Source organism: Dellaglioa sp. CoH-55-MRSF-7, from assembly GCF_056782235.1.
The window spans coordinates 89,130-115,536 of sequence record NZ_JBXAYI010000002.1 but is presented as its reverse complement, the minus strand read 5'-3'; the positions used below and the strand labels follow the sequence as shown (position 1 = coordinate 115,536).

The window sequence follows — 26,407 nt, the reverse complement described above, 5'->3', positions numbered from 1 at the left end:
CCTCATTATTTAAATAAATGATGTTCTTCCATTGATTTGAACAACAAATCAGTCATTTTTTTATAACCTTTTTTATTTGGATGAAAATGATCAGTTATAGAAATATAGTTATTTTTTTCATCTTTTTCTTGCAAGACACTTTCAAGATTAAAACTAGATAAATCAGATAAGTCTGAGCTACCCAAAGTCTTGGCTAATTTACTTGTTTTACCATAATATTGTCCTTCAGAAAGCTGTTTTTCAACACTAACAAAATAACTATTTTTATCATTTTTAACAACCTTGTTGGTTACGTTATTCCATGATTTAACAATCGTTTTCATACTACTCATTTCGGGGAAATAAACGTAAAATGGGTTATACACTCCTATAACGTAGATAGGCGCGCTATTATTATATTTTCTAATCTCTTTAAATAAATCATTTAAATTTTTTGTATAAGTCATTTTTTCAGTATCAATAGCTTTATTTAACTTATCAGTATCATTAGATAAAATGTTTTTTTGTATAACCTGTAATAGGTCATTCCCACCAACTGTTAATGTAATAACAGTGGCTTTTTTTAACGTTTTTTGCATTTTGGGTTGTTTCTTTAATCTGCTATAAATTTGATCACTTCGATCTCCTGATAAGCCAAAGTTAGAGGCAGTTACTTTCATATTTTTATCAGTATTTATTTTTTCTGTAATTAATGAAACGAATCCACCTTTATTCGTTTCATCTCCGACACCCTGCGTTAAAGAATCACCAAGGGATACTAGCTTAAGAGCTGTTTTTTTATGGGGCACTGTTATTAAAGAATGATTCGAAAAATGGCCGGTTGCAAACCACAGCCCACTAAATATAAGACCACTTAGTACTAAAATACTTAAAATAGTAATGGAAAAGCTTTTAAAAAATTTCAAAAAATCATTCCTTTATTTAATTAAAAAAACCGGACAAAAACAGCTGTTTTTGGACCAGTTTAAAAATAATTATTTAATATATTAGTCTTTATCTGTGTAGAACATCACTGCAAAAGCCCCTGGACCACCATGCGTCGCAATAATAGGTGCTGTCTGTCGAACTAGAATATCAACTTTTGGGACTGCTGTTTGTAATAAATCGCGAACTTCAAATGCCTTTTTTTCATTTCCAGCATGAGAAATACCTACTGCTTTAACATTAGGTGTACTTTTTAATTCTTCAACTAAATCTGCAATAAATCTGTTAACCGTCTTCATACCACGGCCTTTATTTTTAATTTTTAATTCGCCATCAATCATTTCCAAAATAATCTTCATATTTAAAACACTTGAAAGAACACCAGTTAATCTTGATATACGTCCACCTTTGACCAGATTATCCAGAGTCATAACGGCCATATTTAGAGTTGAATTCTTACGGATTTCAGAAATTTTTGTTAAAATATCATCCATTGATGCACCTGAATTTGCTAACTTAGCAGCTGCTAAGACTTGAAAAGCCATACCTCGATCAGTAGAACGAGTATCAACAACGGTTACATCGGATTGACTCATTTCTGCAGCTTGCTCTGCAGTATGAACTGTACCACTAATTTGGTCAGTCATGTTAAGTGAGAGAACTTGGCTACCATCTGCCCCAAGACTGTCAAACATTTCTACAAAAGTACCAATTGGTGGCTGACTTGTTTTAGGTAACGTTTTTGACGTTTCCATTTTAGTCTCAAATTCGTCATTTGTAATTGATTCACCTTCAACGTAAATAGTATCATCAATCATAACGCTTAGAGGTATAATGCTAATGTCATTTTCTTTTATTTCATTATCTGTTAATCCAACAGATGAATCCGTTATTATTTTAATTTTTTTCATGTTTCTTCATCCACACTTTCTTAACAAAAGTTTTTAATCATGATACAATAATGTCACTATAAACTTTTCTATTTATAATGTCTAGTATATCAGAATTACTGGTCTATTTCACATAGAAATTGATGACTGAGGTGTTTTTTTGGAACATAATTACAGTAGAAGGTATCTCATCTTAAATGAGGTATTAAACGCGGTAACTCATGGTATTGGTCTTGGGTTAAGTATAGCGGGATTGATTTTTTTACTTATTAAAGGTGCTCATAATGGTAGTGCATTAGAAATTACCTCGTATGCTATATATGGTTCATCTTTGGTACTGCTGTACTTAACTTCTACCCTATTTCATAGTTTAATATTTACACGAGCAAGAACTGTTTTTCAAATCTTCGATCATAGTAGTATCTATATTCTGATAGCAGGTACTTATACGCCTTATTGTCTTCTCTCTGTTGGTGGGGCATTAGGTTGGACACTATTCGGAATCATCTGGATGATGACCGTTTTAGGAATTATTTATAAATCAATTTGGTTGGGTCATTTTAAAACAATTTCAACCATCATTTATCTAATTATGGGCTGGCTTTGTTTGAGCGCAATGATGCCACTTTATAATAGCCTCGGTACAATTGGGTTCTGGCTACTTGTTTCTGGTGGCATTGCGTTCACAATCGGCGCTGGAATTTATAGTATAAACGGTGTTAAGTACTTACATGTCGTTTGGCATTTATTTGTGATGTTAGGTACAGGATTAATGTTTTTTTCTATTTTATTATATACTTAAAGTTAAAAAGCGAAGACACATCCGTATTGGATATGTCTTCGCTTTTTAATTATTTTTTATCATAAATTCTAAATTCATGATCATATACATTTTTTTTGTCAATCATTCCCGGAATCGTTTCAATTAATTTCCAATGAGTATAATCAATAGGAATCATCATCACATCACCATCAAACGTAGCGTTAATTTTTGTTTGATACAATCTATTAACTTTTACATACATTTCAGAAAATAATGTTGCGCCACCAATAACAAAAATATCTTCAGAATATGTTTCTAATAAATCATTCAACTCTGGTATTGAATGAACAATCTTTAGAGTATCTGTTTCAACTAAATCGTTTTTACTTGAAAGAACAATATTAATTCGATTTGGTAATAGTCCCGGAAAACTTTCAAATGTATTTCTGCCCATAACAACGACCTTATTAAGCGTTGTTTTCTTAAAAAATTTTAAATCATTTGGTAAGTACCAAGGTAGCTTACCCTTATATCCAATATGATGTTCACTGTCTTCAGCCCAAATAAAATTAATCATTATTGACTCTCCTTAAGTAAATATTAAACTGCAACAGGCGCTTTAATAGGTGGTGCAGGATTATAGTCTTCTATTTTAATATCCGTCATATCGTATTCAAAAATACTATTTTTATCAGGATTTAACCATAATTTTGGCATGGGTTGCACTTCACGAGAAAGTTGTTCCTTCACTTGTTCTATATGATTATTGTAAATATGGGCATCGCCTAATGTGTGAATGAATTCACCAACTTCAAGTCCAACCTCTTTAGCAATTAGATGAGTTAATAACGCATAACTTGCAATATTAAATGGTACACCTAAAAAGACATCGCCACTTCTTTGATATAATTGACAACTTAATTTACCATCAGCCACATAAAATTGAAATAACGTATGGCAAGGTGGTAATGCCACATTTGGTACATCTTCTGGGTTCCAAGCGGACACAATTAATCTTCTAGAATCAGGTGTTTTTTTGATTGCTTCAATAACATCTTTAATTTGGTCAATCGTATCACCTTGTCTAGTTTTCCAATTACGCCACTGACTACCATAAACGTCACCTAATTCACCAAACTTTTTTGCAAATTCATCGTCTTCAATAATTTTATCGCAAAAAAGGTTTTTCTGTACTTCATATTCTTTTTTAAAATCAGTCTCTAAAAGTGATCGATGTCCAAAATCAGTCATATCTGGACCCATATACTGAGAACTTTCAATGTAATTTTTAAAAGCCCATTCGTCCCAAATATGATTCTTATGTTTCAATAAATATTGGATATTAGTATCACCTTTTAAGAACCACAGTAACTCACTCTTAATTAAACCAAATGGTACTTTTTTAGTTGTTAGTAGTGGGAATCCTTGACTTAAGTCAAACCTCATTTGATAGCCAAAAAGACTTTTAGTTCCCGTTTTTGTACGATCAGATTTATCATTTCCGTTCATTAAAATATCACGTTCAAGTTGCAAATATGTTTCTTCCATACGAAAATTACCCCTTTTCTGCATATTTACCTAAATAGTCCCAACGATTCATCTTTTCTTCAATTTCATCATCTAAATTATCAATTGACACTTGTAGTTCACTTAATGCTACAAAATCATTGCCATTGATATTCGACATATCACTTTCAGCTTTTTCTTTCTTAGCTTCTAAATTATCAATTGTCTGTTCAATTGTTTCAAATTCTTTTTGTTCAGCATAAGTTAATTTAACTTTTAATTTATCGTCAGAAATGGTGTCGTGTTCGATAATTTTTTCTTTTTTTGATATTGATACGGCATCATCCAGTGATTCTTTAGCAAGGTACGATGTAAATAATCCAGTATAACGATTAATTTTAGCATCGCCTTCAAAAATAAGTAATTGATCTGCAACTTTATCTAAAAAATATCTATCATGTGAGACAGTTATAACTGCGCCATTAAAAGATTCTAAATAGTCTTCAAGTACTGTTAATGTTCCAATATCTAAATCATTTGTAGGTTCATCTAGTAATAAGACATTTGGTTGTTGCATAAGTAATTTCAAGAGATAGAGTCTTCTTTTTTCACCACCGGATAGCTGTCTAATTAATGTCCCATGCATCGATCTTGGAAAAAGAAACTGCTCTAAAAGTTGTGTTGTACTTATTCGTTCGCCATGTTTATTTTCGATATTTTCACCAATTTCATTTAGATAGTTAATCATTCGTTTATCGCCAGGTATGGGTTCAGTTTGTTGCTGGTAATAACCTAATTTAACCGTTTCGCCCATTAGTAATTCGCCAGAGTTAAGTGGTAATTTTCCAGCAATTGCATTTAGTAAACTAGATTTACCAGCACCATTTTTACCGGTAATCCCGATTCTATCGCTCGCCTGAATCAACTCACTAAAATGATCAATAATTTTATGATTTTCTAAGACTAAACTAGCTTCTTTTAGCTCAATAACCTTTTTACCAAGCCGCTGTTGGCCTAGTCCAATTGAAACATCTTGATCAATTTGTAATGAATTCATATTTTCTTTTAAATCGTTAAAACGGTTAATTCGTGCTTGTTGTTTTGTTGATCTAGCTTTTGCTCCAGTACGCATCCAAGCTAGTTCCTTTTTATATAGCTGTTGTTCTTTATGCTCAGCGGTAACTTCCTGGGCAACTCTTTCAGCCTTTTGAGCAACGAAATCTTGATAGTTACCTTCATACGAGTGTAATTTACCAAATGATAGTTCTAAAATCTGGTTGGCAATTTGATCTAAAAAATACCGATCATGAGTAACAACAATTAAAGCTCCTTTGTACGTTTTAAGGTAACTTTCTAGCCATTCAATAGAACTAAAGTCCAAATGGTTTGTTGGTTCATCAAGAATTAATAAGTCAGGAGCTTGTATGAGTACTTGAGCCAAGCCAACTCTTTTTTTCTGTCCACCAGATAAGGTTGAGACTTTTTGTGTTAAATCCGTTATTTGTAATTGCGTTAGAATTGTTTTAACGTCATTATCGGCATTCCATGCATCTTCACGATTCATACGATCTTCCGCATCTGAGTAACGTTGCTGTAATTTTTCATCTTCAGGATGTTCACTATAGGCTGTTAAAACAGCTTCATAATGACGAATTGTTTCAAAAATAGGTGAAGCTCCTTCAAAAGCGGCTTCCATAATTGTCATATCATCATTTAATTCTGGTATTTGTTTTAAATAACTCATACGATAGTTATTTGGTTTAATTAAATCTCCTGAATCAGCTGGGTCAAGGTCTGTTAATGCATTTAATAACGTTGTTTTCCCTGAACCGTTAGTTCCAATCAATCCGATTCTATCTTTTTCATTAACAATAAAATTTAAATCATCAAATAATGTTTTTTCGCCGTATGTTTTCTTTAAATGTTCTACCCTCAGTGTTTGCATGTAATCACTCTCTTATCTAATTGATTCTCTTTTATAATTTGTATTACTAAGCATGTTTTGTAAAAAAAGAGATTAAATGATATTTAATCTCTTTTTTTACGCTAATTTTAACATTAGTTGCTTAGCCACTTTTAATAATTGAGTTGATTCGTTTGGGACTTCTTCTAGTAAAATACGATTTTCCAATATGGATAAAATTTGGCCTAATTTTTCACCTGGTTGAATACCAACATCTTTTATTAACTGTCGTCCATTAATTGCCATGTCTTTTTTAGACTTAATTGGAAGTGCAGTATAAGCAACTGTCAGCATTTCTGCATCTAAATTACTATTAAATATTGCTGCAACTTCATTTGCAATTAATAATAATTCTAATCCAGTTTCATACATCAGTTCTCGATTAACGGAATCATGAATAATACCGTTAAGTGCTTTGATAACTATTTGAACGTGTGTAATTAACTCATTTGAACTTTTCCATGAGATTAGAAAATGATTAATATTAGTTTCTGTTATCTTTAGAACATGAATAATTAACGACCAAGCAGCTACTTCTGATGTAAGTTTAATTGATTGCATTTTTGACATATCAGTTAGTTCCGATAAATAATTATTAAATTCGGGACAATATTTTACTAAATCTGATTCAACAAAATGTCGAAGTCCAATTTGAGGATTTTTTCCCAACAGTAATTTAATAAATTCAATATGAATCCGTTCAATAGCAATCTTTTTCAATAGTGGTGCATGTTTATTTAATGCTTTCTTCGTTTCCATTTCGATTGTGAAATCTAATTGGCTTGCAAATCTAATTGCCCTCATCATTCGTAAAGCATCTTCATTAAAACGTTCATCAGCAGTGCCAACAGCTCTAATGATGTGATTTTCTAAATCTTGTAGTCCGTTGAACAAATCAATAATCCGTCCATCATGTGTCATTGCTAAGGCATTGATTGTAAAATCACGACGTTTTAAATCTTCTTCTAAAGAGCGTACAAATTCAACATGATCTGGACGTCTAAAATCTTGATAAGTTGATTCTGTTCGAAATGTGGTGATTTCATAACCTTCTCCATGATCTAAAACCATAACAGTCCCATGTTGAATACCTGTATCTACCGTCTTATTAAAAATTTCCTTAATTTCCTCAGGGTATGCACTAGTGGCAATATCAATATCATGGATTGGTAATCCTAAGATAGTATCCCTAACACTTCCTCCGACAAAATATGCTTCAAAACCAGCATTTTCAATGGCTTTAATCACTGGTTCAGCATTAATGAAATCATCCGCAAGATTGGAAACTATCATAATATATTTTCCAATCCAACTAGTAATTCTTTATATTGTCCAATTTTTTCAGTAGCTAATGCAACACCAGACATGAATGAAATACGGTCAAATGAGTCCTGACGAATAGTTAATGCTTCACCCTCGCCACCAAATAAGACTTGTTCATGAGCAACATAGCCTGGTAAACGGACACTATGAATTCTCATGCCTTCAAAGGCTGCACCTCTCGCACCTGGTAATGTTTCTCTTTCATCAGGGTTGCCTTGAATTTTAGGTTTACGAACTTCAGCAATTAATTTTGCGGTATTTAAGGCTGTACCACTTGGAGCATCCAATTTATTATCATGATGCATTTCAATAATTTCAACGTCAGGTAAATACTTAGCAGCTTGTTGCGCAAATTGCATTAATAAAACAGCTGAAATACCAAAATTAGGAGCAATCAATCCACCTAATTTTTCTGTTTTACATAATTGTTTAAGTTCAGCTATATTATTTTCCGATAAACCCGTAGTCCCAATAACTGGTGACATATGTTTCGAAATAGCAAATTTAGTATTTTCGAAAACAACACTTGGGACAGTAAAATCAATCCAAACATCGGAAACTACGTTTATTTCATCTAGCTTATTGAATATTGGGACATTCTCTGTCTTATAGTCAGTAATTTCATTTATATTTTTTTCTGTAGCTGTAGTACTATAGACTCCAACTAATTCAAATAATGGATTTTCTAAGATCATATTTGTTGTAGTGGCACCCATTCGTCCTTTAAATCCAGCAACCAAAACTTTAATCATAGTAATCCTCCTCATCTTTAATTAATACAATCTAGTTTAACAGATTTATACTAGATTTAAAATGATAGTCAGCAGACATTCATCGATAATATGGTATGATATTTATATTGAATTTATTTCAGGGGGTAGAACTAATCTTAAAAAATGAACGAATTAAAATAATCGATTTAGTAATGATTGCGTTAGGTTGTTGTTTTTATGCATTTGGATTAGCAACCGTTAATATAACAAACCATCTTGCTGAAGGTGGTATAACCGGAGTTACTTTAATTTTACGTTATTGGTTTCATATTGATCCTGCGTATTCAACAATTGCAATTAATGTTCCATTAATCCTTATTGGTTACCGTTTTTTAGGTAAACGATCATTAGTCTATACTATATATGGAACAATAATGTTATCTCTTTTCTTATGGATTTGGCAACGTGTTCCGATTCAAATTAATGTAAATGATGATTTGTTTTTAGCAGGTATCCTTGCTGGTGCTTTTGGTGGCCTTGGGTCAGGCTTAGTATATCGTTTTGGTGGTACTACTGGTGGAACTGATGTAGTGGCTCGAATTTTTGAAAAAACACGTGGTATTCAAATGGGTAAGACAATTCTTGCCCTTGATATTGCTGTTTTGGTCATATCACTTAGCTACTTAGATTTAAGGCATATGATGTATACCCTACTAAGCTCATATGTTTTCTCAAAAATTGTTAACTTCACTCTTGAAGGTAGTTATTCTGGACTTGGCATCTTAATAATTAGTGACCAATATCAAATTATAACTAATGAAATTTGGGATAAATTAGGCAGAGGTGTTAGTTACATCAATGGTGAGGGATCTTATTCTCGCCAAAATAAAAAAATGATTTATGTTGTTATCAACCGTAATGAACTTCATCAGTTGAAGGAAATATTACAAAACCAGGATTCAAATGCTTTTGTTTCAATTAGTAGTGTTAATGAAGTACTGGGACAAGGGTTTAGTTTTAATCGACAAAAAAAGAATAAAATCACTAATATCACTAATATCTTTAATAAATGATTGGTCTTGCGCACTGCGATTTTTGCAGTGCGCTTTATTAGTGTGATATAGTTAAAGTAACTTATTGTTTATTACTAAAGGAGGCAATTAAATGAATTATCCCTATCAAAAAGCTTTTAATTTATCATTAGAATCCAACTCTTTGTCCCCATCAACAATTTTAGAATATAACTACGATATTCATGATTTTTTTAACTATCTTCTAAATTTTAATGATGCATTCTCTAATTCAATAATGGTTGAAACTATCTTAGAATCAGACGTTCGTCAATATTTAACTATGCTTCAAGATAAAAGAAATATTAAAAATTCAACATATACTAAGGTTTTATCGCATCTGAATGGTTATTTTAAATATTTATTTACCCATCAGATAAATACTCATATTCCAACATTAATGTTAAAAGGGAAAAAAAATATCGCAAATTCTGTTATAACCTTCAATTGGTTAATAGACTTCGACTCTTATCTTTTAAATTCAGAAATTAGCTACTATTCTCGACTTGTTTTATTAATGACACGGCATTTCTTTAAAATTTCAGAAATCTTACAACCTGGTTTTTTCGTTAGCTTTAAACAATTAACATTTACGGAAACAGAGGAATTATTTTTGAAGCAATTCAATACCTATATTAAACAACTACAAATTTTACAAAACTCCAACGATTGCTTTTTAAAACTGCGTAAAAATGTTGAAGCACCTTTATTATCTTTACCTGGTCTACATAAATTTTTAAAGAAAGATTTACAATTTATTGCGCCAAATGTTTCACCACGTCTGCTGTACCAGTCAGCTATTTGTTTTTCTATTCTCACTAACAATACGATGACAGATTCAGAAATTATGATGACGTTAAGAATTGATCCAAATTCACTTTTATACTACCGTCATTTAATTATTGAACAAAAATTAATCATATAAACCTTAAAAGAGCAACAAAAAGGAGCTAGAAAAATTCTAGCTCCTTTTTGTTGCCCAAATATTTTTAAATTATGCTACTTTTCGCCATAACTTTATCTAACCAATAGTCTTAATAATTCGTGCTGGATTACCTGCGATTAAAACATTATCAGGTACATCTTTTGTTACCACACTACCAGCACCAACGACGACATTATTTCCAATCGTGACACCAGGTAAAACAATCACTGATCCACCAAACCAACAATCATCACCAATTGTAATTGGTGCATCATATTGCCATCCTTCACGACGTAAATTTTTGTCCATAGAATGATGATTAGGTGTATATAACTGACAATTAGGCCCAATGAAACAGTGTTCTCCAATTGTTATTTGTCCTGCACTTAAAATCTGTAAATTAGAATTAATAAATGTGCCTGACCCTATTTTTAACATTTCCGGCCATTCTATAGTTGAAATTGGAAAATATATTTCAGCAGATTTTTCCATATTAGGTAAAAATTCTTTAAGCATTTTATCTGCATCATTCGTATCATGAGCCGCCAATTTATTTATTTTATAAATAGTTTGTGCACTTGTTTTAACAGTTTTTTGAGCCCATTCTTCTTTAGAATATTGGTACCAATCGCCATCTATAATTTTCTCAGTAATACTTTTTTTACTCAATCGTTCAATTTCTTTTTCGTTTAAATCTTTCATGTCCCTACCCCCGATATATAATTTTAGATAATTAATCGCCATTTAAACAACATTACCTATCTAAAATTATATCCTTAATAGCAATTAAAAAGCAAAAAATAATAATATCATTTATAAATATACCATCATAAATTCTATAATCTCTTTTCAAAAATTAAATTTTGGTCATTTTGTTCTATAAAGTGATAATTATTAGTCTTAGCTACTTTCAAACTTTTTATATTATTCAAATCTAGTATTATTTTTAATTTTTTTAACTTATATTCCTTTATAGCTAGTTTCTCAAGTTCTGTTAAGGCCTTTGACATTATTCCGCGTCCTACATACGACTTGTCTAACCAATAACCAACCTCAGCAGTTCCCATATGTAAATCTATTCCATGTAAATCAATCATGCCAACGATATTCTTATTAATTTTTATAGCGAAAATTAATTTAGTTTCATCCTTAAAAGAGTCTCTTAAAAAAATTATTTCATCATTAATCGATTTCATAGCATTAACCCATGGAAGCCACTCACTTAATTCAAGACGATTACGACTAATTAAATTAAATATTTCAGTACTATCTTCTAATTTTGGTATCACTATCTGATTTGTAATCATTTTACTTCCCCTTCTTTAAGCAAATCTTACAAATTGCTAACAAAAAACGCTTATACCAAAAGAATGATATAAACGTTTTATTTTAATAATTTATATCATTTTGAATATCAATAATTTCTTGATCATCAGGTACTAAAGCTAAGTAATGTTTAATTGCGTCCTTTAACTCCTCTTGTCGTCCGTTCTCTCTAAAAATAAATATAACAGATCTTAAAAAGTCAACTTGATTAGTAAAATAAGGGTATGCTTCTAAATAATTTTCTTCAGCTTTATCATAATCTTCAAGTCTTTCATATGAAATAGCTAAATTCCAAAATATTTGAGGATCTACATCTCCGTCGCTCTTGATATCTTCTAGTAATTTAATATCTTCATCATCACGTTCTTGCTTAACTAATAAATTACTTAATTGTAATAATATGCCAGTATTATCTGGATTAATATCAATTGCTTTATTTAAATACTTTTCAGCTTGCTTCTCATCGTCCAATTTTAAGGCAACAGTCGCTGCCTGTTCATACAATGTATCATTTACCTCGTCAACCGCTAACCCTTCTTGATAGACAAGTAAAGCATCATTCAATCTATTCTCATCTGAAAGTGCTTGACCAAGAATTGGATATAAGGATGTATACGAAGGATCTTCTTCCTTCAAATCATAAAGAATATCAATTGCTTTTTGTTGATCATTTAATTGTAGATAGGTTAAACCCATCTGTAACTTAGTATCAGAGTCCATATTTTCTAAATGAATTTGTTCTAAATATGCCATTGCTTTTTCAAACTGCCCACTGTTTGCGTAACTAACACCTAATCTTTGTACTAAGTTAACCTGTGACAGTTCAGTCTGTCCTGATTTAATTAATTCAAGATAAAATCCGATTGCCTGACTAAATTGTTTTGTATTAAAATATAGTTCGCCTAAAGCAAATTGGATAACTTCTTCTTCAGGAGCCAACTTATATGCAGTTAATAATTTATTTTCACTAACTTCAAACATACCTTGTGTCTGATATAAATCGGCAGCAACCATAAGAGACTGAAGATAAGCTTCTGAATCTTCTTCAATTTCTGACAAATAGTTAAGTGCTTCATCAGATTTTCCTTCACTAATTGCAATATCTGCCAGGAATGTTTTTAAAGTATCTTCTTCTGGATATTTTTCTAATAATCTTTCATAAGTACGTTTAGATTGAGCTAAAAAACCTAAGCTATATAACTCTTCTGCTAAACTAAATAATGTTGCATCATTGTCTTTTCTTAATGCTCTGGCAAATTCTTTCATTGCCTCATCAATTTGTCCTTCGTCCAAGTAGTCTAGCATAATTTCTGAATGCGTCATTAAATAACTTCCCTTCATTATTAAATTAATATGGTTTAGTTTAATCTATCATACACACAATAGCTAGTAATCTCGTACATAACTATTGTCTATAAAATAAATTATAGATTGAAAAAGCTAGTACAAAATGAATTGTACTAGCTTTTTCTAAGTATTATTTAACAGAATCCTTTAAAGCTTTACCTGGTTTAAATGCAGGTACTTTACTTGCAGGGATTTGAATTTCTTCACCAGTTTGTGGGTTACGACCTTTACGAGCAGCGCGTTCACGTACTTCAAAGTTACCGAAACCGATTAATTGAACTTTTTCACCTGTAGCTAATGTGCTTTGGATTGAACCAAATACAGCATCAACTGCGACAGTAGCATCTTTTTTTGTCAATCCTGTTTCTTTTGCAACATTTTCGATTAATTGTGCTTTGTTTGCCATAATGTTTCACCTCCCCTAAAATGTGTCCGAATATTTAAAAATATTCAGCCATTATTATTTAAAATAAATAATAATAATAGAACCAGAGATTACTCTACTAATTCTTTATTTAAGATACCATACAAAACGTATTACATCAAGGTATTTAACTACTTTAGCAGAAAAAAAGATGGCATGGTAGCGTTTTATCAATTTGAATTATTTTCTTCTTCTTTCAATAACATGAATTGGTGTTCCTTCAAAATCAAACGATGTTCTAATTTGATTTTCTAAGAAACGTTCATATGAAAAATGCATCAAATCAGTATCATTAACAAATACAACGAATGTAGGTGGTTGTATTGCTACTTGTGTTGCATAGTAAATTCTTAAACGTTTTCCATTATCAGTTGGCGTTGGATTATGGGCTACTGCATCCATAATGACATCATTTAATACTGAAGATGTAATACGACGACTATGATTTTCATTTACGCGTTTAATTAATTCGGGTATCTTAGATAATCGTTGCTGTGTAATTGCAGACACAAAAATAATAGGAGCATAACTAAGATATGCAAATTCTTGACGTATATTAGCCTCAAAATCAGATAATGAATGATTATCTTTTTCAAGAGTATCCCATTTATTTACGACGATAATGATACCACGTCCTGCTTCATGGGCATACCCTGCAACTCTCTTATCTTGTTCCCGAATACCTTCTTCAGCATTTAACACAACTAAAACAACATCTGAACGATCAATAGCACGCATGGCACGTAGTACAGAATACTTTTCAGTATTTTCATATACTTTTCCGCGTTTTCTAATACCAGCTGTATCAATCATTGAGAACATATCGCCCTCTTCAGTATCAAAAGCTGTATCAATTGCATCACGTGTAGTCCCTTCAATAGGTGAAACAATAACACGATTTTCACCCAGGATTGCATTCACCAATGAAGACTTACCCACGTTAGGACGACCAATCAAACTAAACTTAATTCGACTGTCATCTTCATCAGGAATATTTTCAGGGAATTTCTTTGTAATCTCATCCAATAAGTCACCAACCCCAAGGCCATGACTACCAGAAACTGGAAATGGTTCTCCAAATCCTAATGAATAGAAATCAAAAATATCTTGTCTAGACTCGGGATTATCAACTTTATTAACCGCTAAAATAACTGGCTTATCAGAACGATATAAAATTTTAGCCACTTTCTCATCAGCATCCGTTACGCCTTCTTTTACACTTACAAGAAAAACAATAACATCAGCTTCATCGATTGCGATTTGTGCTTGTTCAGTGATTTGCGTCAAAAAGGGTTCATCACCGATATCGATACCACCAGTATCAATCAAGCTAAATTTTTGCGCTAACCACTCACTATGAGCATAAATACGATCTCGTGTAACACCAGGAGTATCCTCAACAATTGAAATTCTTTCCCCGGCTATTCTATTAAAAACTGTGGACTTTCCAACATTAGGACGTCCAACAATTGCTACAACAGGATTTGCCATAGATAGTACCTCACTCTCTAAATATCTTTTGTAATAAATAATAAAAACGACTGAACTACAGTTCAGTCGTTACTTAAAAATAATATTTTAATTATTTGTTAGTATCTGCATCTTCTAATGCTTTACCTAAAATATCACCAAGTGTGAAACCAGTACTTTCTTCTGGCATACCACTCATTGTTGATTTAGGAGCTTTAGCTTTTGGTGCAGCTTTTTTAACTGTTTTTTTCTTTTCAGGTTTTTCTTCTGTTGCTGGTTTTTCTTCGAGAGCTTTAATTGATAAAGCTAAACGATGTTCTGCTGGATGTACTTCAAGTACTTTAACTTGAACAGCTTGGCCAGTTTTTAAAACTTCGCCTGGTGTAGCAATATGTGTGTAAGAAATTTGTGAAATATGAACTAATCCTTCAATTCCAGGCATAACTTCAACAAATGCACCAAATGTCGTTAAACGTTTAACAGTACCATCTAAGACGTCATCTACATGGATATCATTTTCAACATTATCCCATGGTTGAGGTAATGTTTGTTTGATTGATAATGAAATACGATTCTTATCTAAATCGATTGCCAATACTTTAACTTTAACTTCTTCACCAACTGATAAGACATCTTCTGCCTTAGAAATACGGTTGTAAGAAATTTCTGAAATATGAACAAGTCCATCAATACCACCAAGATCAACAAATGCACCGAAGTTAGTTAAACGGGCAACTGTTCCTGTTACAACTTCACCAACTGTTAAAGTTTTAAGAGTTTCTACTTTTTGAGCATCTCTTTGAGCTTTAACAATTGCTTTATGTGATAAGATTAATCTATTTTCAGTTGGGTCAATTTCAATAATTTTGAAATCTAATGTTTGATGGTTATATTTTGATAAATCTTCAACAAAACGATCATCAATCATTGAAGCGGGTACGAATCCACGCACACCAGCATCAGCAACTAATCCACCTTTAACAACTTGTGTTACTGTAGCTTCGATTGTAGCATCATCATCAGCTAATTTTTGTAAGTCATTCCAAACTTCACGTTCAGCAATTCTTCTTTGTGATAGTAAGTAACTACCACCTTCTTTATCGCCACCGATACTTGAAATAACAACTAAATCCATAACGTCACCAATTTTGACAACGTCTTCTGTTTCTTCACCAGCTTTAAGTGCTAGTTCTTTAGCTGGTACAACACCTTCAACACCGGCGCCTTCAATACCAACAATGACTTGTTTAGCATCATCGATAGCTAAAACTTCACCTTTTATAACAGAACCAACCTTAACTTCACTTACACTATTTAATGCTTCTAGTAAATCATTATTTTCTTCAATATTACTCATGGACAATGTCCTCCTTAGCGAATAAACTCTATTTATTATTTTAGCTGAAATGAAGAGTAATTACTAGTGCTAATACTCATTTTTCACATTTTATTTTATTATTTGTTAATTATATCCATAATTTTCTGTACGACCCCATCAATATTCATTGAAGTCGTATCTACAAGTATAGCATCTTTTGCCTGAATAAGCGGAGAAATTTCACGTGTAGAATCTTTTCGATCTCGTTCGGCAATTTCAAACTCTAAAACATCAAGTGTTGTATTAATACCCTTAATTTGATTTTCCTTAAATCGGCGAAGAGCACGTTCTTTAACACTCGCAACTAAGAATATTTTAACTTCAGCATTTGGTAATACTGTCGTTCCGATATCACGACCATCCATAACAATTGATCCATCTTCGGCAATTTCTTGTTGTCTTTTAACTAATTCCTTGCGTACACCTTCTTGAGCAGCAACCGTTGAAACATTATTAGTTACCTCAGGTTGCCTAATTGCTTGTGTTATGTCTATATTGTTTATATAGACTAATTGTTCTGGATTTGCTGGTTTAAAAGAAATTATTGTATCTTTTAATAGACTAACTAACTTATCATCATTATCCAGCGCAACATTCTTTGCCATTGCTTCAAAAGTAATTGCTCGATACATTGCCCCAGTGTCGCAATAAACATAATTTAATTTTTTAGCAACTAATTTAGCGACAGTGCTTTTTCCTGCGGATGCCGGTCCGTCAATTGCAATTTGGATATTATTTTTCATCAAGTAATTCCTCCATAAAAATGGGATTGATTAGATATCAATCCCATATGTATATTATTTAACTCTTATTTTTTGTCCTGCACTAATAGAAGTAGTCAACCCTGGATTCATTTGTAGAAGTTGTTCTGTAGTTAACCCATTGTTTGCTGCAACACGATATATGCCTTGTCCTGCTTCGACAGTTACATATGACTTTGAAGATGCACTTGATGAACTATCAGAGCTGGTTGATTCACTAGACGCTGAGCTAGAGCTTGAATTAGTGCTAGAACTAGCTTTCTCTTTTGATTCAGAGCTAGCTTTTTCTTTTGATGCTTTTTCTTTCGATTCAGAACTAGCTTTTTCTTTTGATTCAGAGCTTTTCTTAGCACTTGAGCTAGAACTATCAGAATCATCAGTTTTGGTAACTATTTTTTTACTTACTGAACTCTCGCTTGTGGTTCTATCTTCTGGTTGGTATACTTTGTTACTTTCAACAATATAAAAAGCAATCGTTCCAATAATAATAGCTACAAAAACAACTAATAACCCCGTAGTTAATAATGAACTATTTTTACTTTTACGTCTATTCGCTGATCGAGAATAATTTCCATTATCGTCTCTATCGTCTTCGAATGATTTTTCCCAAGGCTTTTTTTCTGAATTATCTTTTTTATCACTCATTTTTCAATCCTCCTAAAAACAATTATCATTATTTTACCATAATAATCCAAATTATTCTCAAGATAATTTAAACAATCTTGAAATAATATTATCTGTTGATTGAATTAACTGCTTGTCATCATTTTTGATTATCTTTTTTTCTAATCCAATCTTTTGAAGTACATCCACATTAAATAACGCTGAGCAACAGAATTCATCATGTTCTATTAATTTCGATTCTCCAAAATGGTTTAAAATTTGTTGCTTTCGACAATTACTTGAATTAACAAACATTATCATATTTTGTAATCCAGTTTCTTTTTCAATTTTCCTTTGTCTAAAAAGGAACTGCACCTCTTCAACTGAGCTTTGTTTCTCATAGTAATAATCTAACAGTTTACCTTTTTCTTCTCCAAGACCAACTAATTCCTTATGTTTTTTAAAATACATCCTAATAAAATCATCATCTGGAATGGTTAAATCAATTAAGTTTCTTTGTAGAAACACATCATTTTCTTGAGAAAAAACAATTGCGATACTCTGCTGGCCATCTCGTCCAGATCGGCCAAATTCTTGTACGTAGCTTTCAAAATCAGCGGGCATATGATAATGGATAACGTATCTAATATCTTTCTTATTAATACCCATACCAAAAGCGCTTGTTGCACATATAACATCTATTTGATTTTCCATAAATTGTCTTTGTACCGTATACCTTGCCATATCATTCAAGTCAGCATGGTACGGTTCAGACCTTAATCCAGTGTTATTATTTATTAAATCTGAGACCTCATTTGCCTTTTTCTTGCTCGAGAAATAAACGATTCCAACACCCTTGATTTTATTCAATAAATTTAATAATTGCTTATTTTTATCAGATTCATCATGCACTTTTAAGACACTTAAAAAAATATTACTTCTATTAACCGATTTAATGATTTTATGAAAATCTCGACCTTCTGTTTTTAATTGTGTCATAATATCATTCTGAATATTTAGTGCAGCTGTGGCTGTCAACGCCAAAACGCAAGGTGTACCAAGTTTCACAATTGCATTATTCAAATCCAAATAATCAGGCCTAAAATCTGGTCCCCAAGTGGAGATACAATGTGCCTCATCTACAACAAATAGTGATACATCTATTTGTTTAAGGGCATTTATCACTTCAAATTGACTTAGCATTTCAGGAGATAAATAAACAAATTTATAAGATTGTATATTTTTTAACACATATTTTTTTTCAGAATAACTCAATATTGATGTTAATCCAATAGCTGTCCCATTACCACGAAAATTAAATTGACTAACTTGATCTTGAATTAAAGATAACAACGGTGAAACGATAACTGTCGTACCATTCATAAGATAGCCAGCTAACTGATAACACAATGATTTCCCAGTCCCTGTAGGTAGTACTGATAACGTGTCTTGACCAGATAAGATAGTTTCTATGGTTTCTTCTTGGCCTATCATAAATGAATCGAATCCAAAGTATTCCATCAATTTTTCTTTTAAATTAATTTTGGACATCTATTTTACTCCTATAAATTTGATACAAACGATAATCGAAAAAATTTATATCAGGTTTCTTATTTTGTATTATTTTAAAAGGTACTTGATCAATATCTCTCCCCATAATTTCAGATAAATCATTAACTATTTTTTTTGTTAAAAAAGTATCAAATGGAAATTTTTCACTAATCATTGCTAATTCAAGTAAATGTTCAAAAATTGTACTAGTCTTCAATCCTCTACTTTTAGCCACATCATTAACAGATAGGCCCATAGTAATTAATCTCATCGTTTCCTTTGCACTTTCAGAAATAATTCCTGTTTTTAGAATTGACTGAACTAATTCTTTGAACACACTTTGTTTTTGCTCCTCAATCCAACTAGCAAAAAAATTTATTGTATCTCTGTATATTAATTGAATCTCCATTTCTGATAGATTCAACTCATTTGCTAACTGTTTATTGGTCAATCCATTAAGATTATGACCAATTAATTTGTTCATAAATATTAAACTAGAATTTGTATCAATTTTTTGCACGAACAATCGTAATTCTAAATTAACTTGTTTTGTTAGTATTGTTTTGTCATTATTAGAAATCCATTTTTTGATATTAAATTTAGTTAATTCGGATGTTACGACAGGATAATAATGACGATTAACAAAGCTAAGTTCAGATACAACTTGTATAGCTAAAATACAAGTTTCTGACCATTCATTAAATTTATATTGATTTATTAATTTAGGGTGCTTAATTTGATATAAATCGCTTTTCGCTTTTTTTTGTCGAATTAAACCATTTTGCGTTAACCGAACTTGCCCATTAGATTCAGTGAGTAATTTATTTTGTTTCAACTTAGAAAGTATTTTTTGATATATTTCATTTGTAAATTGAGGATCAATACTAAAATAATCTAGCAAATCATAACGCATTCCCCAATATATATTGGAAACAGTATTCCGACCTGTAATAATGCTAAATATTACATTAGGTCGCCGATATTCGACATTAAACATTTGTAAGAGATAATCTTCAACCATAAAATACCATCCTTATAAAATAAAATGAGGAAGAATCACTTAAGAATTCTCCCTCATTAATTATACTATAGTTGTTTATATTTTTTATTATTTAACTGAACCCAACCATACATTCTCTGATATAAAAGACTAAATAACCCAACGACCAGAATTCCTTTTATAATATTAAAAGGAACAATACCAACAATAACGTACTTGGATACTGACATTCCGATATTCATACCGATAACATTCAAGTACACTGGTAGAATTACAAAATAATTTGCAATAGATAATACAGCAGTTAGTACAAAGGTACTCACTAAAACTGCCAAAATACTCTTTCCAAGTGTTGGCTTAAGGTTTCCTTTACCTTTGAGAAGATAATATGCTGGAAATGATACCGCCATTGATGCTAAGAAATTACTTCCAACACCTATCAAGCTGGCAATATCTGTTCCAGTTGAAACTAGATACAGCAATGAACGAACGACGGCAACCATCACACCGCTCATTGGTCCCAAAATAAAAAATCCAATTAAAATTGGTAAATCACTAAAATCAATTTTTAAATACGGAAAAATTACTGGGAAAGATAAAAACATTAATACGTATGAGATTGCAGCTAAGAACGCTGTAATCACAACTTTATAAACTGGTGACCGATTCATACTAGAAAACCTCCTGGAAGGCCATCTTCAATGAAGAACCTTTCAAGTAAATAAAAATGAACGCCATTAATCACTAAAGATTAACAGAGTTCATTTGAAATTACTTACTCAAATAAGCCCTATCTTCTTTATCCAGACTTTAACTGTCGGTACTGGAATTACACCAGTCCAGCCACATATACAATGTGGGTCGCGGACTATAACCGCCGGTCGGGAATTACACCCTGCCCCTGAAGACGAACCAAATATTTTATTACGCTACAAAATATAACATAGGATAAAATAAGTTACAATTATTTACGCTCGGCGATACTTTTCAATGCATGAACTTCTTCTTCAGATAACTCACGGTATTGACTCGAAGTTAATCCATATAAATCTAAGAATCCATAAGTTTCACGTTTTAATTTTTCCACTGGATGTCCGACCTCTGCCAACATATTTTTAACTTGATGATTTCGGCCTTCATGAATTGTTAATGAAACAATTGCTTTTTGCTTATTTTTATCTGCTGAAATAATTTTTGAATGAGCAGGAGCCGTTTTCTTACCATCAATTACAATTCCTTGACGTAACGTTTTTAAATCATCATTAGATGGAATACCATTCACTTTAGCGACGTAAGTTTTGTCAATCTTATACTTTGGATGAGTCATTTTGTTGGCTAACTCACCATCATTTGTCATTAATAATAATCCAGAAGTATCATAATCTAATCGACCGACTGGATAAATTCTTTCCCTTACACCTGGAAAATAATCCGTAACAACCTTACGATCTTTATTATCCTTAACAGCCGAAATAACTCCTCTTGGTTTGTAGAATAAATAATAGACTAATGGTTCTTCATTTAAACGAATACCATCAACTTCAATTTTATCTTCACTTGTGACCTTAATACCCAACTCACTTGCAACCTTACCATTCACCTTAACATGACCTTCTGAAATCATTTTTTCGGATTGTCTTCGTGACGCAACACCTGATTGCGCCATAACTTTTTGTAATCTTTCTGCCTCTGCCATATTATTCCTCATTTTCTTGTAATTTTTCGTTAAAATTATTTAAAAAAAGTTTACCTATTTCTCCATCAAAATCTTGATTTTCACTAATCACTGGAAGTTCTTTTAGTTCAGTTAATCCAAAATAATTTAAAAATTGCGTCGTTGTTACATATATAATAGGTCTTCCTGGTACATCAAGACGTCCATTTTCACGAATTAGATCTAAAGCAATCAATTTTTGCAGTGATCCTGAACTTTGAACTCCTCGGATATCATCAATTACAAGTCGTGTCACTGGTTGTTTATAAGCAATGATAGCTAGCGTTTCCAGTGCTGCATTAGAAAGTCTTCTTGAATTAGGATTTTCAAAATAATCTTTAATTAAATCTGCTAATTTCTCTTTTGTTACTAATTGATAACAATCATTATATTGAATTAGCTCCAAGCTAGAATTTATATCATTTTTATACTTTAATGATAATTTTTCAAGTTGTTCTTTAACTGCTGATTTCAATAATCCAGTTAATCTAGATAATTCTGCTAGAGATATTCCTTGATCCCCACTCACAAATAAAAGTCCTTCAATATTTGCTAAATGACTCACCTTCGTACCTCCTTAATACAATAATCTATGGTTCAATTTTTAAAATCTGAATCATTTCATGGCTATTTGCTTGTTTCAATTTAATTTGGTTTAATTTTGAAAGTTCTAATATTGCCAGAAAAGTAACAACAATTTCATCAACCGTTGTTGTTATTTCAAAAAAATCACTAAATATTAAACTCTTATTTGAATTTAGAATGATTTTTTTTATTTCTGATATTTTATCAGAGAGTGATGCTAGTTGCACATTAATTTTTTTCTCAATTGGTTGATGATTTATTTGCTTTATTAAAACTCTTTTAAAAGCATTCTCAAGTGTTTCTAAATCCAGGCCAGGTATATCAAGTTGAGGTTTATCAAATCTATTTTTAGGAATACTACTTTGTTCCTTAGAAAAATAATTCGCACGTTTATTTTCCCTGACGCTCAACTCTCCAGCCGCCTCTTTAAAAATTTGATATTCAATTAATTGTTCGACTAGACTTGCCCTTGGATCAGTTTGAGTTTCCTCTACATTGGAAAATTCTGCCGGTAATAACATTTGACTCTTAATTTTCATCAACGTTGAAGCCATCACTAAATATTGACCAATCACATCTAATGACATATTCGTAGTATCTTTAATAATAGTTAAATATTGCTCTGTTATTTCTGAAATTTGAATATCATAAATATCCATCTCAGAATCTTTGATTAAATGCAGTAACAAATCAAGTGGTCCTTCAAAAGAGGTTAATTTTAATGTTACCTGACTAATAGATTTAAATTTTTGACTCATTTTTTTGCATTTCCCATTTTTCAATTAATTTTGTAGTATCAATTGTACCCATGATTTTTTTATCAGGATATAGCGATAATACAGCGTTCAGAATCAAAAAACTAACTTTTTTATGTCTTTCATCTGGACTCAATGATATTGCCCGAACTACGACAACGTTGCCATCATTTTCAATACCAACTATACCAGTAAAATTACCTGCCTCATTTTTCCAAAGATACAAATCTCGATTTTCTGTATCTTGATAACCTTTAATTGCTAAATTAATTCTAGTAACATCCTTCAAGTCAGGTATAAATGACAACAAGCCCATCGCAATTTTTTCATAATCATTCTTATACTTAATAAGCATTATTGTTCTCCTCTACACGCACGGCATTCATGAGACAATTCATATATTTAAAAATAACTAATATACTTGTTTGTTACCGATATATTAATTTAACGTTGAACTAATAAATTATATTTTCAAATAATTTTATTTATTATCTCTTACCTACTAAAATAGTTTTCTATTAATCATCTGTTTCGTTAATTAATTCATCATTATTAGTTTCAAATTCCTCAGGCATTTTTATTAAAATAAGATTACCATCTTCTTGTTTAACATAACGCTCTTTTAGCAGATGTCCAACAGCTCTCTTAAATTGACCTTTGCTGATACCAAAATATTCTTTAATGTCTTCTGGATTACTTTTATCAGTAAAAGGTAATGTTTTTTCATCATTATGACTTAATGCAGCAATCAACATTGCTGCATCATCACTAATTGCTTCATAGGCACGTGGTTTGATAGATAGATTAATTGTACCGTCAGTTCTAATTCCAATTACACGTCCTTCTAATACTTGACCTAATCTAGGTTCATTAAATCTTTCAGATGGATGGATAAATCCAAGATAATCATCATCAGTAATTACAAAAGTTCCAATCATTTTTAAGCGAATAACTGTAAATTTCATATTTTTATTTTTTAATGAGTCATCAGGTTTCTTAGCAATTGATCGAAACATTTCTTCGTCCGCAACATCACCCCAAATACGATCTTTGGCATCAATTTTAAGTCCAACCATTAATCGATCACCAGCTTTTGGCCAAAGTGATTTCATTTCTGGTAAATCATCTAGTGAAACTGCTACATCTTTGTCTGGTAAACCAATGTCAACGAAGACACCTAAATCTCTTCTAACTTTTACAACGTCTCCGAATGCATATTGATCAATGCCAGCTCTAGGAATTATTGTTGATAAACTCAAATCATGATCTTCGTTCTCATACACAAAGCCTGTAACCATCGAACCGTTCGCTAATTGACTGTTTTTTTCATCTTTCAATAAATGCATTGTTATACTATCTTTTTGTACTAAAAATTCTGTATCATTCTCATCAGTTACCATTGCGGTAACAACTTGTCCCATTATTGAACTCATTTATTTCTCCCATTCAAAAAAATATTATTTTATATTTCTTTATTCATATTTTAAAATTACATACTCACATTTTACCTGATATTAGGCTTAATAGCCAATTGAATAGAAATATTGTGTAATAAAAAAGGGGCTGTGACATAAGTCTCTTCAATATGATATTAAACAAGTCTCCCGAAATCTTTTTTGATTTCGGGAGACTTGTTTCTTTTTACTACTTTTTAATATATTATCTAATTAGAAAAATAAAAAGGAACACTGGCCTTCGACCCCCAATGCTCCTTAATTTAATCCTCGAAAGGACTTAAAAATGCAAAATTATTATAACATAAATCAGACTTGTTTAGCCATCTCAACTGACTATATACCAGAAAAGAATAACACTGCGTGTTATATCAATACGCTAATCGAAAAATTAGAAATAAAAGAACCTTATCTTTTTGGTCGCCCCCGTGAATATAATCTTTCAGCTTTATTGAAGTTATATCTTTTTGCTATAACTCGAGGTGTTTTTAGTAGTCGTCGGGTCGCCTTACTAGCACAAGAAAATTTATCGGCACGTTGGTTAACACAAGAGCAAATGCCATCTTACCGAACTATTGTCCGATTTAGAACGTCGAATGAATTAACTGATTTAATTGATCGCAGTTTAGATACCTTAGTCGAATATTTACGACAACAAAATATGATTAGTGATGCCATCTTTATTGATGGTACTAAGGTTTTGGCTAATGCTAATAAATATAGTTTTATTTGGAAAAAGAATACAATACGTTTTGATCAAATGAATCGCGAAGCGATTTTAGAGCTACTAGTTGAATTAAAAACAGCGCATGCTGCTTGTAAAGTCCCAGAAGGCTCCAATCTAACACTAGAAATGATTGAAGAAGTTATCGATCGACTTGATCAGAAATTAGTAGCATTAGACCAGGAAGTTTCAAGAACTAAGAAGATAAGTCCCAATCCAGCTAAAAGAATTCGAAGAACCCTAAAATCTAAGAAGAATCAATTAACTAAACGCCAACATAAATTAAGTGAACATGAAGCACAAATGAAAATATACGGTACTCGAAATAGCTATTCTAAAACTGATCATGATGCAACTTTTATGCGTATTAAAGAAGATCCAATGTTAAATGGTCAACTTAAGCCAGCTTATAACTTACAAATTGCGACCAGTAACCAATTTATTTTGGGCTACCAATTATTTCAAAATCCAACAGATACTAGAACACTTCAACCGTTTCTTAAAACGTTAAGTACTCATAATAAATTAGATAAATACATTGTTGCCGATGCCGGATATGGATCAGAATCAAACTATCGTTTCATTGAAGATGAATTACCAAATCAAACTGCTATAATTCCTTACGGTACCATGATTAGAGAACAAAGCAAAAAATGGCGAACTGATGATAGAAAAGTTATGAACTGGGATTATCATGAAAATAATGATTACTATATTGATCCGCACGGCGTGCGATTTAACTTTAAAGCGTATCGGAAAAGAACCGATAAATATGGAATAGTTCGTGAATTTAAAGAATATCAAGCAGAGTTACTAGATGAGAATCAGATAATTATTCCTGCGGCTAAAACACTTAGAGGTGCACGTCGTAAGATTCAAGTTAACGGATCTTGGGAATATTTTAAGGCACAACAATGTGAACGACTTTCTGAACCAGAAACGGGTCAAATTTACGCGCACCGTAAAATTGATGTAGAATCCGTTTTTGGTCGAATGAAGGCCTCTTTGCCGTTCAATCAATTTCTATTGCGAGGGATTGAGAAGGTTAAAAAGGAAGCAGGTTTGATAGTAATGGCATTAAATATCCAAAAATTAGCCAGTTTAGGAGGTAAATAATACTTCTGTTTTCTATATTTTTTTAAATAAAAAGAAATAAGGCTCCAGAAATCAAAAAATGATTTCCGGAGCCTTATTTTGAACTTTATTGAAGGGACTTATGTCACAGCCCCTTTTCCAAT

Annotated in this window: 26 protein-coding genes, 1 pseudogene and 1 riboswitch; of the genes and pseudogenes, 4 read left to right on the top strand and 23 right to left on the bottom strand. The window is 31.7% G+C overall.

Annotated features, from left to right (window positions below; all coding sequences use genetic code 11):
* Positions 1-5: 5 nt before the first annotated feature.
* Together AC1RPU_RS02360 and AC1RPU_RS02355 are read right to left on the bottom strand one after the other, a co-directional pair.
* Positions 6-788 carry an SGNH/GDSL hydrolase family protein gene (locus AC1RPU_RS02360; RefSeq protein WP_481761332.1) on the bottom strand — a complete coding sequence of 261 codons (783 nt, stop codon included), beginning with the start codon at positions 786-788 and terminating at the stop codon, positions 6-8.
* A gap of 198 nt (positions 789-986) precedes the next feature.
* Positions 987-1,835 carry a DegV family protein gene (locus AC1RPU_RS02355; RefSeq protein WP_481761333.1) on the bottom strand — a complete coding sequence of 283 codons (849 nt, stop codon included), beginning with the start codon at positions 1,833-1,835 and terminating at the stop codon, positions 987-989.
* A 139-nt stretch (positions 1,836-1,974) separates the two neighbouring features.
* Between AC1RPU_RS02355 and trhA the strand changes: the two genes are divergently transcribed.
* Positions 1,975-2,616 (top strand): PAQR family membrane homeostasis protein TrhA, encoded by a 642-nt coding sequence (gene trhA, locus AC1RPU_RS02350; RefSeq protein WP_481761334.1) that lies wholly within the window; start codon positions 1,975-1,977, stop codon positions 2,614-2,616.
* Between the two features lie 49 nt (positions 2,617-2,665).
* Here trhA and AC1RPU_RS02345 read toward each other — a convergent pair whose 3' ends face one another.
* The 5 genes from AC1RPU_RS02345 to dapB all read right to left on the bottom strand — a co-directional run bounded on the left by AC1RPU_RS02345 (position 2,666) and on the right by dapB (position 8,121).
* Entirely contained in the window at positions 2,666-3,154 is a 489-nt protein-coding gene (locus AC1RPU_RS02345; protein ID WP_481761335.1) for a dihydrofolate reductase, read from the bottom strand.
* A 23-nt stretch (positions 3,155-3,177) separates the two neighbouring features.
* Complete coding sequence (locus tag AC1RPU_RS02340) at positions 3,178-4,125, bottom strand: thymidylate synthase (protein ID WP_481761336.1); 948 nt, start codon at positions 4,123-4,125, stop codon at positions 3,178-3,180.
* A 7-nt stretch (positions 4,126-4,132) separates the two neighbouring features.
* Positions 4,133-6,028, bottom strand: a complete 1,896-nt coding sequence (locus AC1RPU_RS02335; RefSeq protein WP_481761337.1) for an ABC-F family ATP-binding cassette domain-containing protein — start codon at positions 6,026-6,028, stop codon at positions 4,133-4,135.
* A 96-nt stretch (positions 6,029-6,124) separates the two neighbouring features.
* Positions 6,125-7,339: a CCA tRNA nucleotidyltransferase gene (locus AC1RPU_RS02330; RefSeq protein ID WP_481761338.1), complete on the bottom strand. Its 1,215-nt coding sequence runs from the start codon at positions 7,337-7,339 to the stop codon at positions 6,125-6,127.
* A complete protein-coding gene (gene dapB / locus AC1RPU_RS02325) occupies positions 7,336-8,121 on the bottom strand; it encodes a 4-hydroxy-tetrahydrodipicolinate reductase (RefSeq protein ID WP_409022516.1) in 786 nt (261 codons plus the stop codon). Before dapB ends, AC1RPU_RS02330 begins: the two co-directional genes overlap by 4 nt.
* Positions 8,122-8,294: 173 nt before the next feature.
* On the opposite strand from dapB, the gene AC1RPU_RS02320 reads away from it, so the two are divergent.
* Positions 8,295-9,155, top strand: coding sequence for a YitT family protein (locus tag AC1RPU_RS02320; RefSeq protein ID WP_481761410.1), 861 nt, complete (start codon positions 8,295-8,297; stop codon positions 9,153-9,155).
* A gap of 91 nt (positions 9,156-9,246) precedes the next feature.
* A complete protein-coding gene (locus AC1RPU_RS02315) occupies positions 9,247-10,077 on the top strand; it encodes a site-specific integrase (protein ID WP_481761339.1) in 831 nt (276 codons plus the stop codon).
* A gap of 96 nt (positions 10,078-10,173) precedes the next feature.
* On the opposite strand, the gene AC1RPU_RS02310 is transcribed toward AC1RPU_RS02315, so the two are convergent.
* The 16 genes from AC1RPU_RS02310 to AC1RPU_RS02235 form a co-directional block, all read right to left on the bottom strand.
* The gene (locus tag AC1RPU_RS02310) at positions 10,174-10,779 is read right to left on the bottom strand and encodes a sugar O-acetyltransferase (RefSeq protein WP_481761340.1); all 606 of its coding nucleotides are present in this window, start codon (positions 10,777-10,779) and stop codon (positions 10,174-10,176) included.
* 134 nt (positions 10,780-10,913) lie between these two features.
* Positions 10,914-11,384, bottom strand: coding sequence for a GNAT family N-acetyltransferase (locus AC1RPU_RS02305; RefSeq protein WP_481761341.1), 471 nt, complete (start codon positions 11,382-11,384; stop codon positions 10,914-10,916).
* Between the two features lie 82 nt (positions 11,385-11,466).
* Positions 11,467-12,726, bottom strand: a complete 1,260-nt coding sequence (locus AC1RPU_RS02300) for a tetratricopeptide repeat protein (RefSeq protein WP_481761342.1) — start codon at positions 12,724-12,726, stop codon at positions 11,467-11,469.
* A 154-nt stretch (positions 12,727-12,880) separates the two neighbouring features.
* Positions 12,881-13,156: an HU family DNA-binding protein gene (locus tag AC1RPU_RS02295; RefSeq protein ID WP_409022511.1), complete on the bottom strand. Its 276-nt coding sequence runs from the start codon at positions 13,154-13,156 to the stop codon at positions 12,881-12,883.
* A 198-nt stretch (positions 13,157-13,354) separates the two neighbouring features.
* Positions 13,355-14,665: a ribosome biogenesis GTPase Der gene (gene der / locus AC1RPU_RS02290; RefSeq protein ID WP_409022510.1), complete on the bottom strand. Its 1,311-nt coding sequence runs from the start codon at positions 14,663-14,665 to the stop codon at positions 13,355-13,357.
* 91 nt (positions 14,666-14,756) lie between these two features.
* On the bottom strand, positions 14,757-16,001 hold the full coding sequence (gene rpsA, locus AC1RPU_RS02285) for a 30S ribosomal protein S1 (RefSeq protein ID WP_481761343.1): 1,245 nt from the start codon (positions 15,999-16,001) through the stop codon (positions 14,757-14,759).
* A 98-nt stretch (positions 16,002-16,099) separates the two neighbouring features.
* On the bottom strand, positions 16,100-16,765 hold the full coding sequence (gene cmk, locus AC1RPU_RS02280; RefSeq protein WP_481761344.1) for a (d)CMP kinase: 666 nt from the start codon (positions 16,763-16,765) through the stop codon (positions 16,100-16,102).
* Positions 16,766-16,819: 54 nt separating this feature from the next.
* A complete protein-coding gene (locus AC1RPU_RS02275; RefSeq protein ID WP_481761345.1) occupies positions 16,820-17,428 on the bottom strand; it encodes a LysM peptidoglycan-binding domain-containing protein in 609 nt (202 codons plus the stop codon).
* A 57-nt stretch (positions 17,429-17,485) separates the two neighbouring features.
* Positions 17,486-18,937, bottom strand: a complete 1,452-nt coding sequence (locus AC1RPU_RS02270; protein WP_481761346.1) for a RecQ family ATP-dependent DNA helicase — start codon at positions 18,935-18,937, stop codon at positions 17,486-17,488.
* Positions 18,924-19,958, bottom strand: coding sequence for a helix-turn-helix domain-containing protein (locus AC1RPU_RS02265; RefSeq protein WP_481761347.1), 1,035 nt, complete (start codon positions 19,956-19,958; stop codon positions 18,924-18,926). Before AC1RPU_RS02265 ends, AC1RPU_RS02270 begins: the two co-directional genes overlap by 14 nt.
* Positions 19,959-20,023: 65 nt before the next feature.
* Positions 20,024-20,608 (bottom strand): ECF transporter S component, encoded by a 585-nt coding sequence (locus AC1RPU_RS02260; RefSeq protein WP_409022504.1) that lies wholly within the window; start codon positions 20,606-20,608, stop codon positions 20,024-20,026.
* Positions 20,609-20,725: 117 nt separating this feature from the next.
* A riboswitch (FMN riboswitch) is annotated at positions 20,726-20,850 on the bottom strand.
* Between the two features lie 51 nt (positions 20,851-20,901).
* Positions 20,902-21,633, bottom strand: a complete 732-nt coding sequence (locus tag AC1RPU_RS02255) for a pseudouridine synthase (protein ID WP_409022503.1) — start codon at positions 21,631-21,633, stop codon at positions 20,902-20,904.
* Position 21,634: 1 nt separating this feature from the next.
* Positions 21,635-22,216, bottom strand: coding sequence for an SMC-Scp complex subunit ScpB (gene scpB, locus AC1RPU_RS02250; protein WP_481761348.1), 582 nt, complete (start codon positions 22,214-22,216; stop codon positions 21,635-21,637).
* A 25-nt stretch (positions 22,217-22,241) separates the two neighbouring features.
* Positions 22,242-22,994 carry a segregation and condensation protein A gene (locus AC1RPU_RS02245; RefSeq protein WP_481761349.1) on the bottom strand — a complete coding sequence of 251 codons (753 nt, stop codon included), beginning with the start codon at positions 22,992-22,994 and terminating at the stop codon, positions 22,242-22,244.
* Positions 22,978-23,346: an N-acetyltransferase gene (locus tag AC1RPU_RS02240; protein ID WP_481761350.1), complete on the bottom strand. Its 369-nt coding sequence runs from the start codon at positions 23,344-23,346 to the stop codon at positions 22,978-22,980. Before AC1RPU_RS02240 ends, AC1RPU_RS02245 begins: the two co-directional genes overlap by 17 nt.
* 163 nt (positions 23,347-23,509) lie before the next feature.
* Positions 23,510-24,424 (bottom strand): CvfB family protein, encoded by a 915-nt coding sequence (locus AC1RPU_RS02235; RefSeq protein ID WP_481761351.1) that lies wholly within the window; start codon positions 24,422-24,424, stop codon positions 23,510-23,512.
* A 307-nt stretch (positions 24,425-24,731) separates the two neighbouring features.
* On the opposite strand from AC1RPU_RS02235, the pseudogene AC1RPU_RS02230 reads away from it, so the two are divergent.
* Positions 24,732-26,276, top strand: a pseudogene (locus AC1RPU_RS02230) (IS1182 family transposase); the annotation flags it as partial.
* Positions 26,277-26,407: the final 131 nt, after the last annotated feature.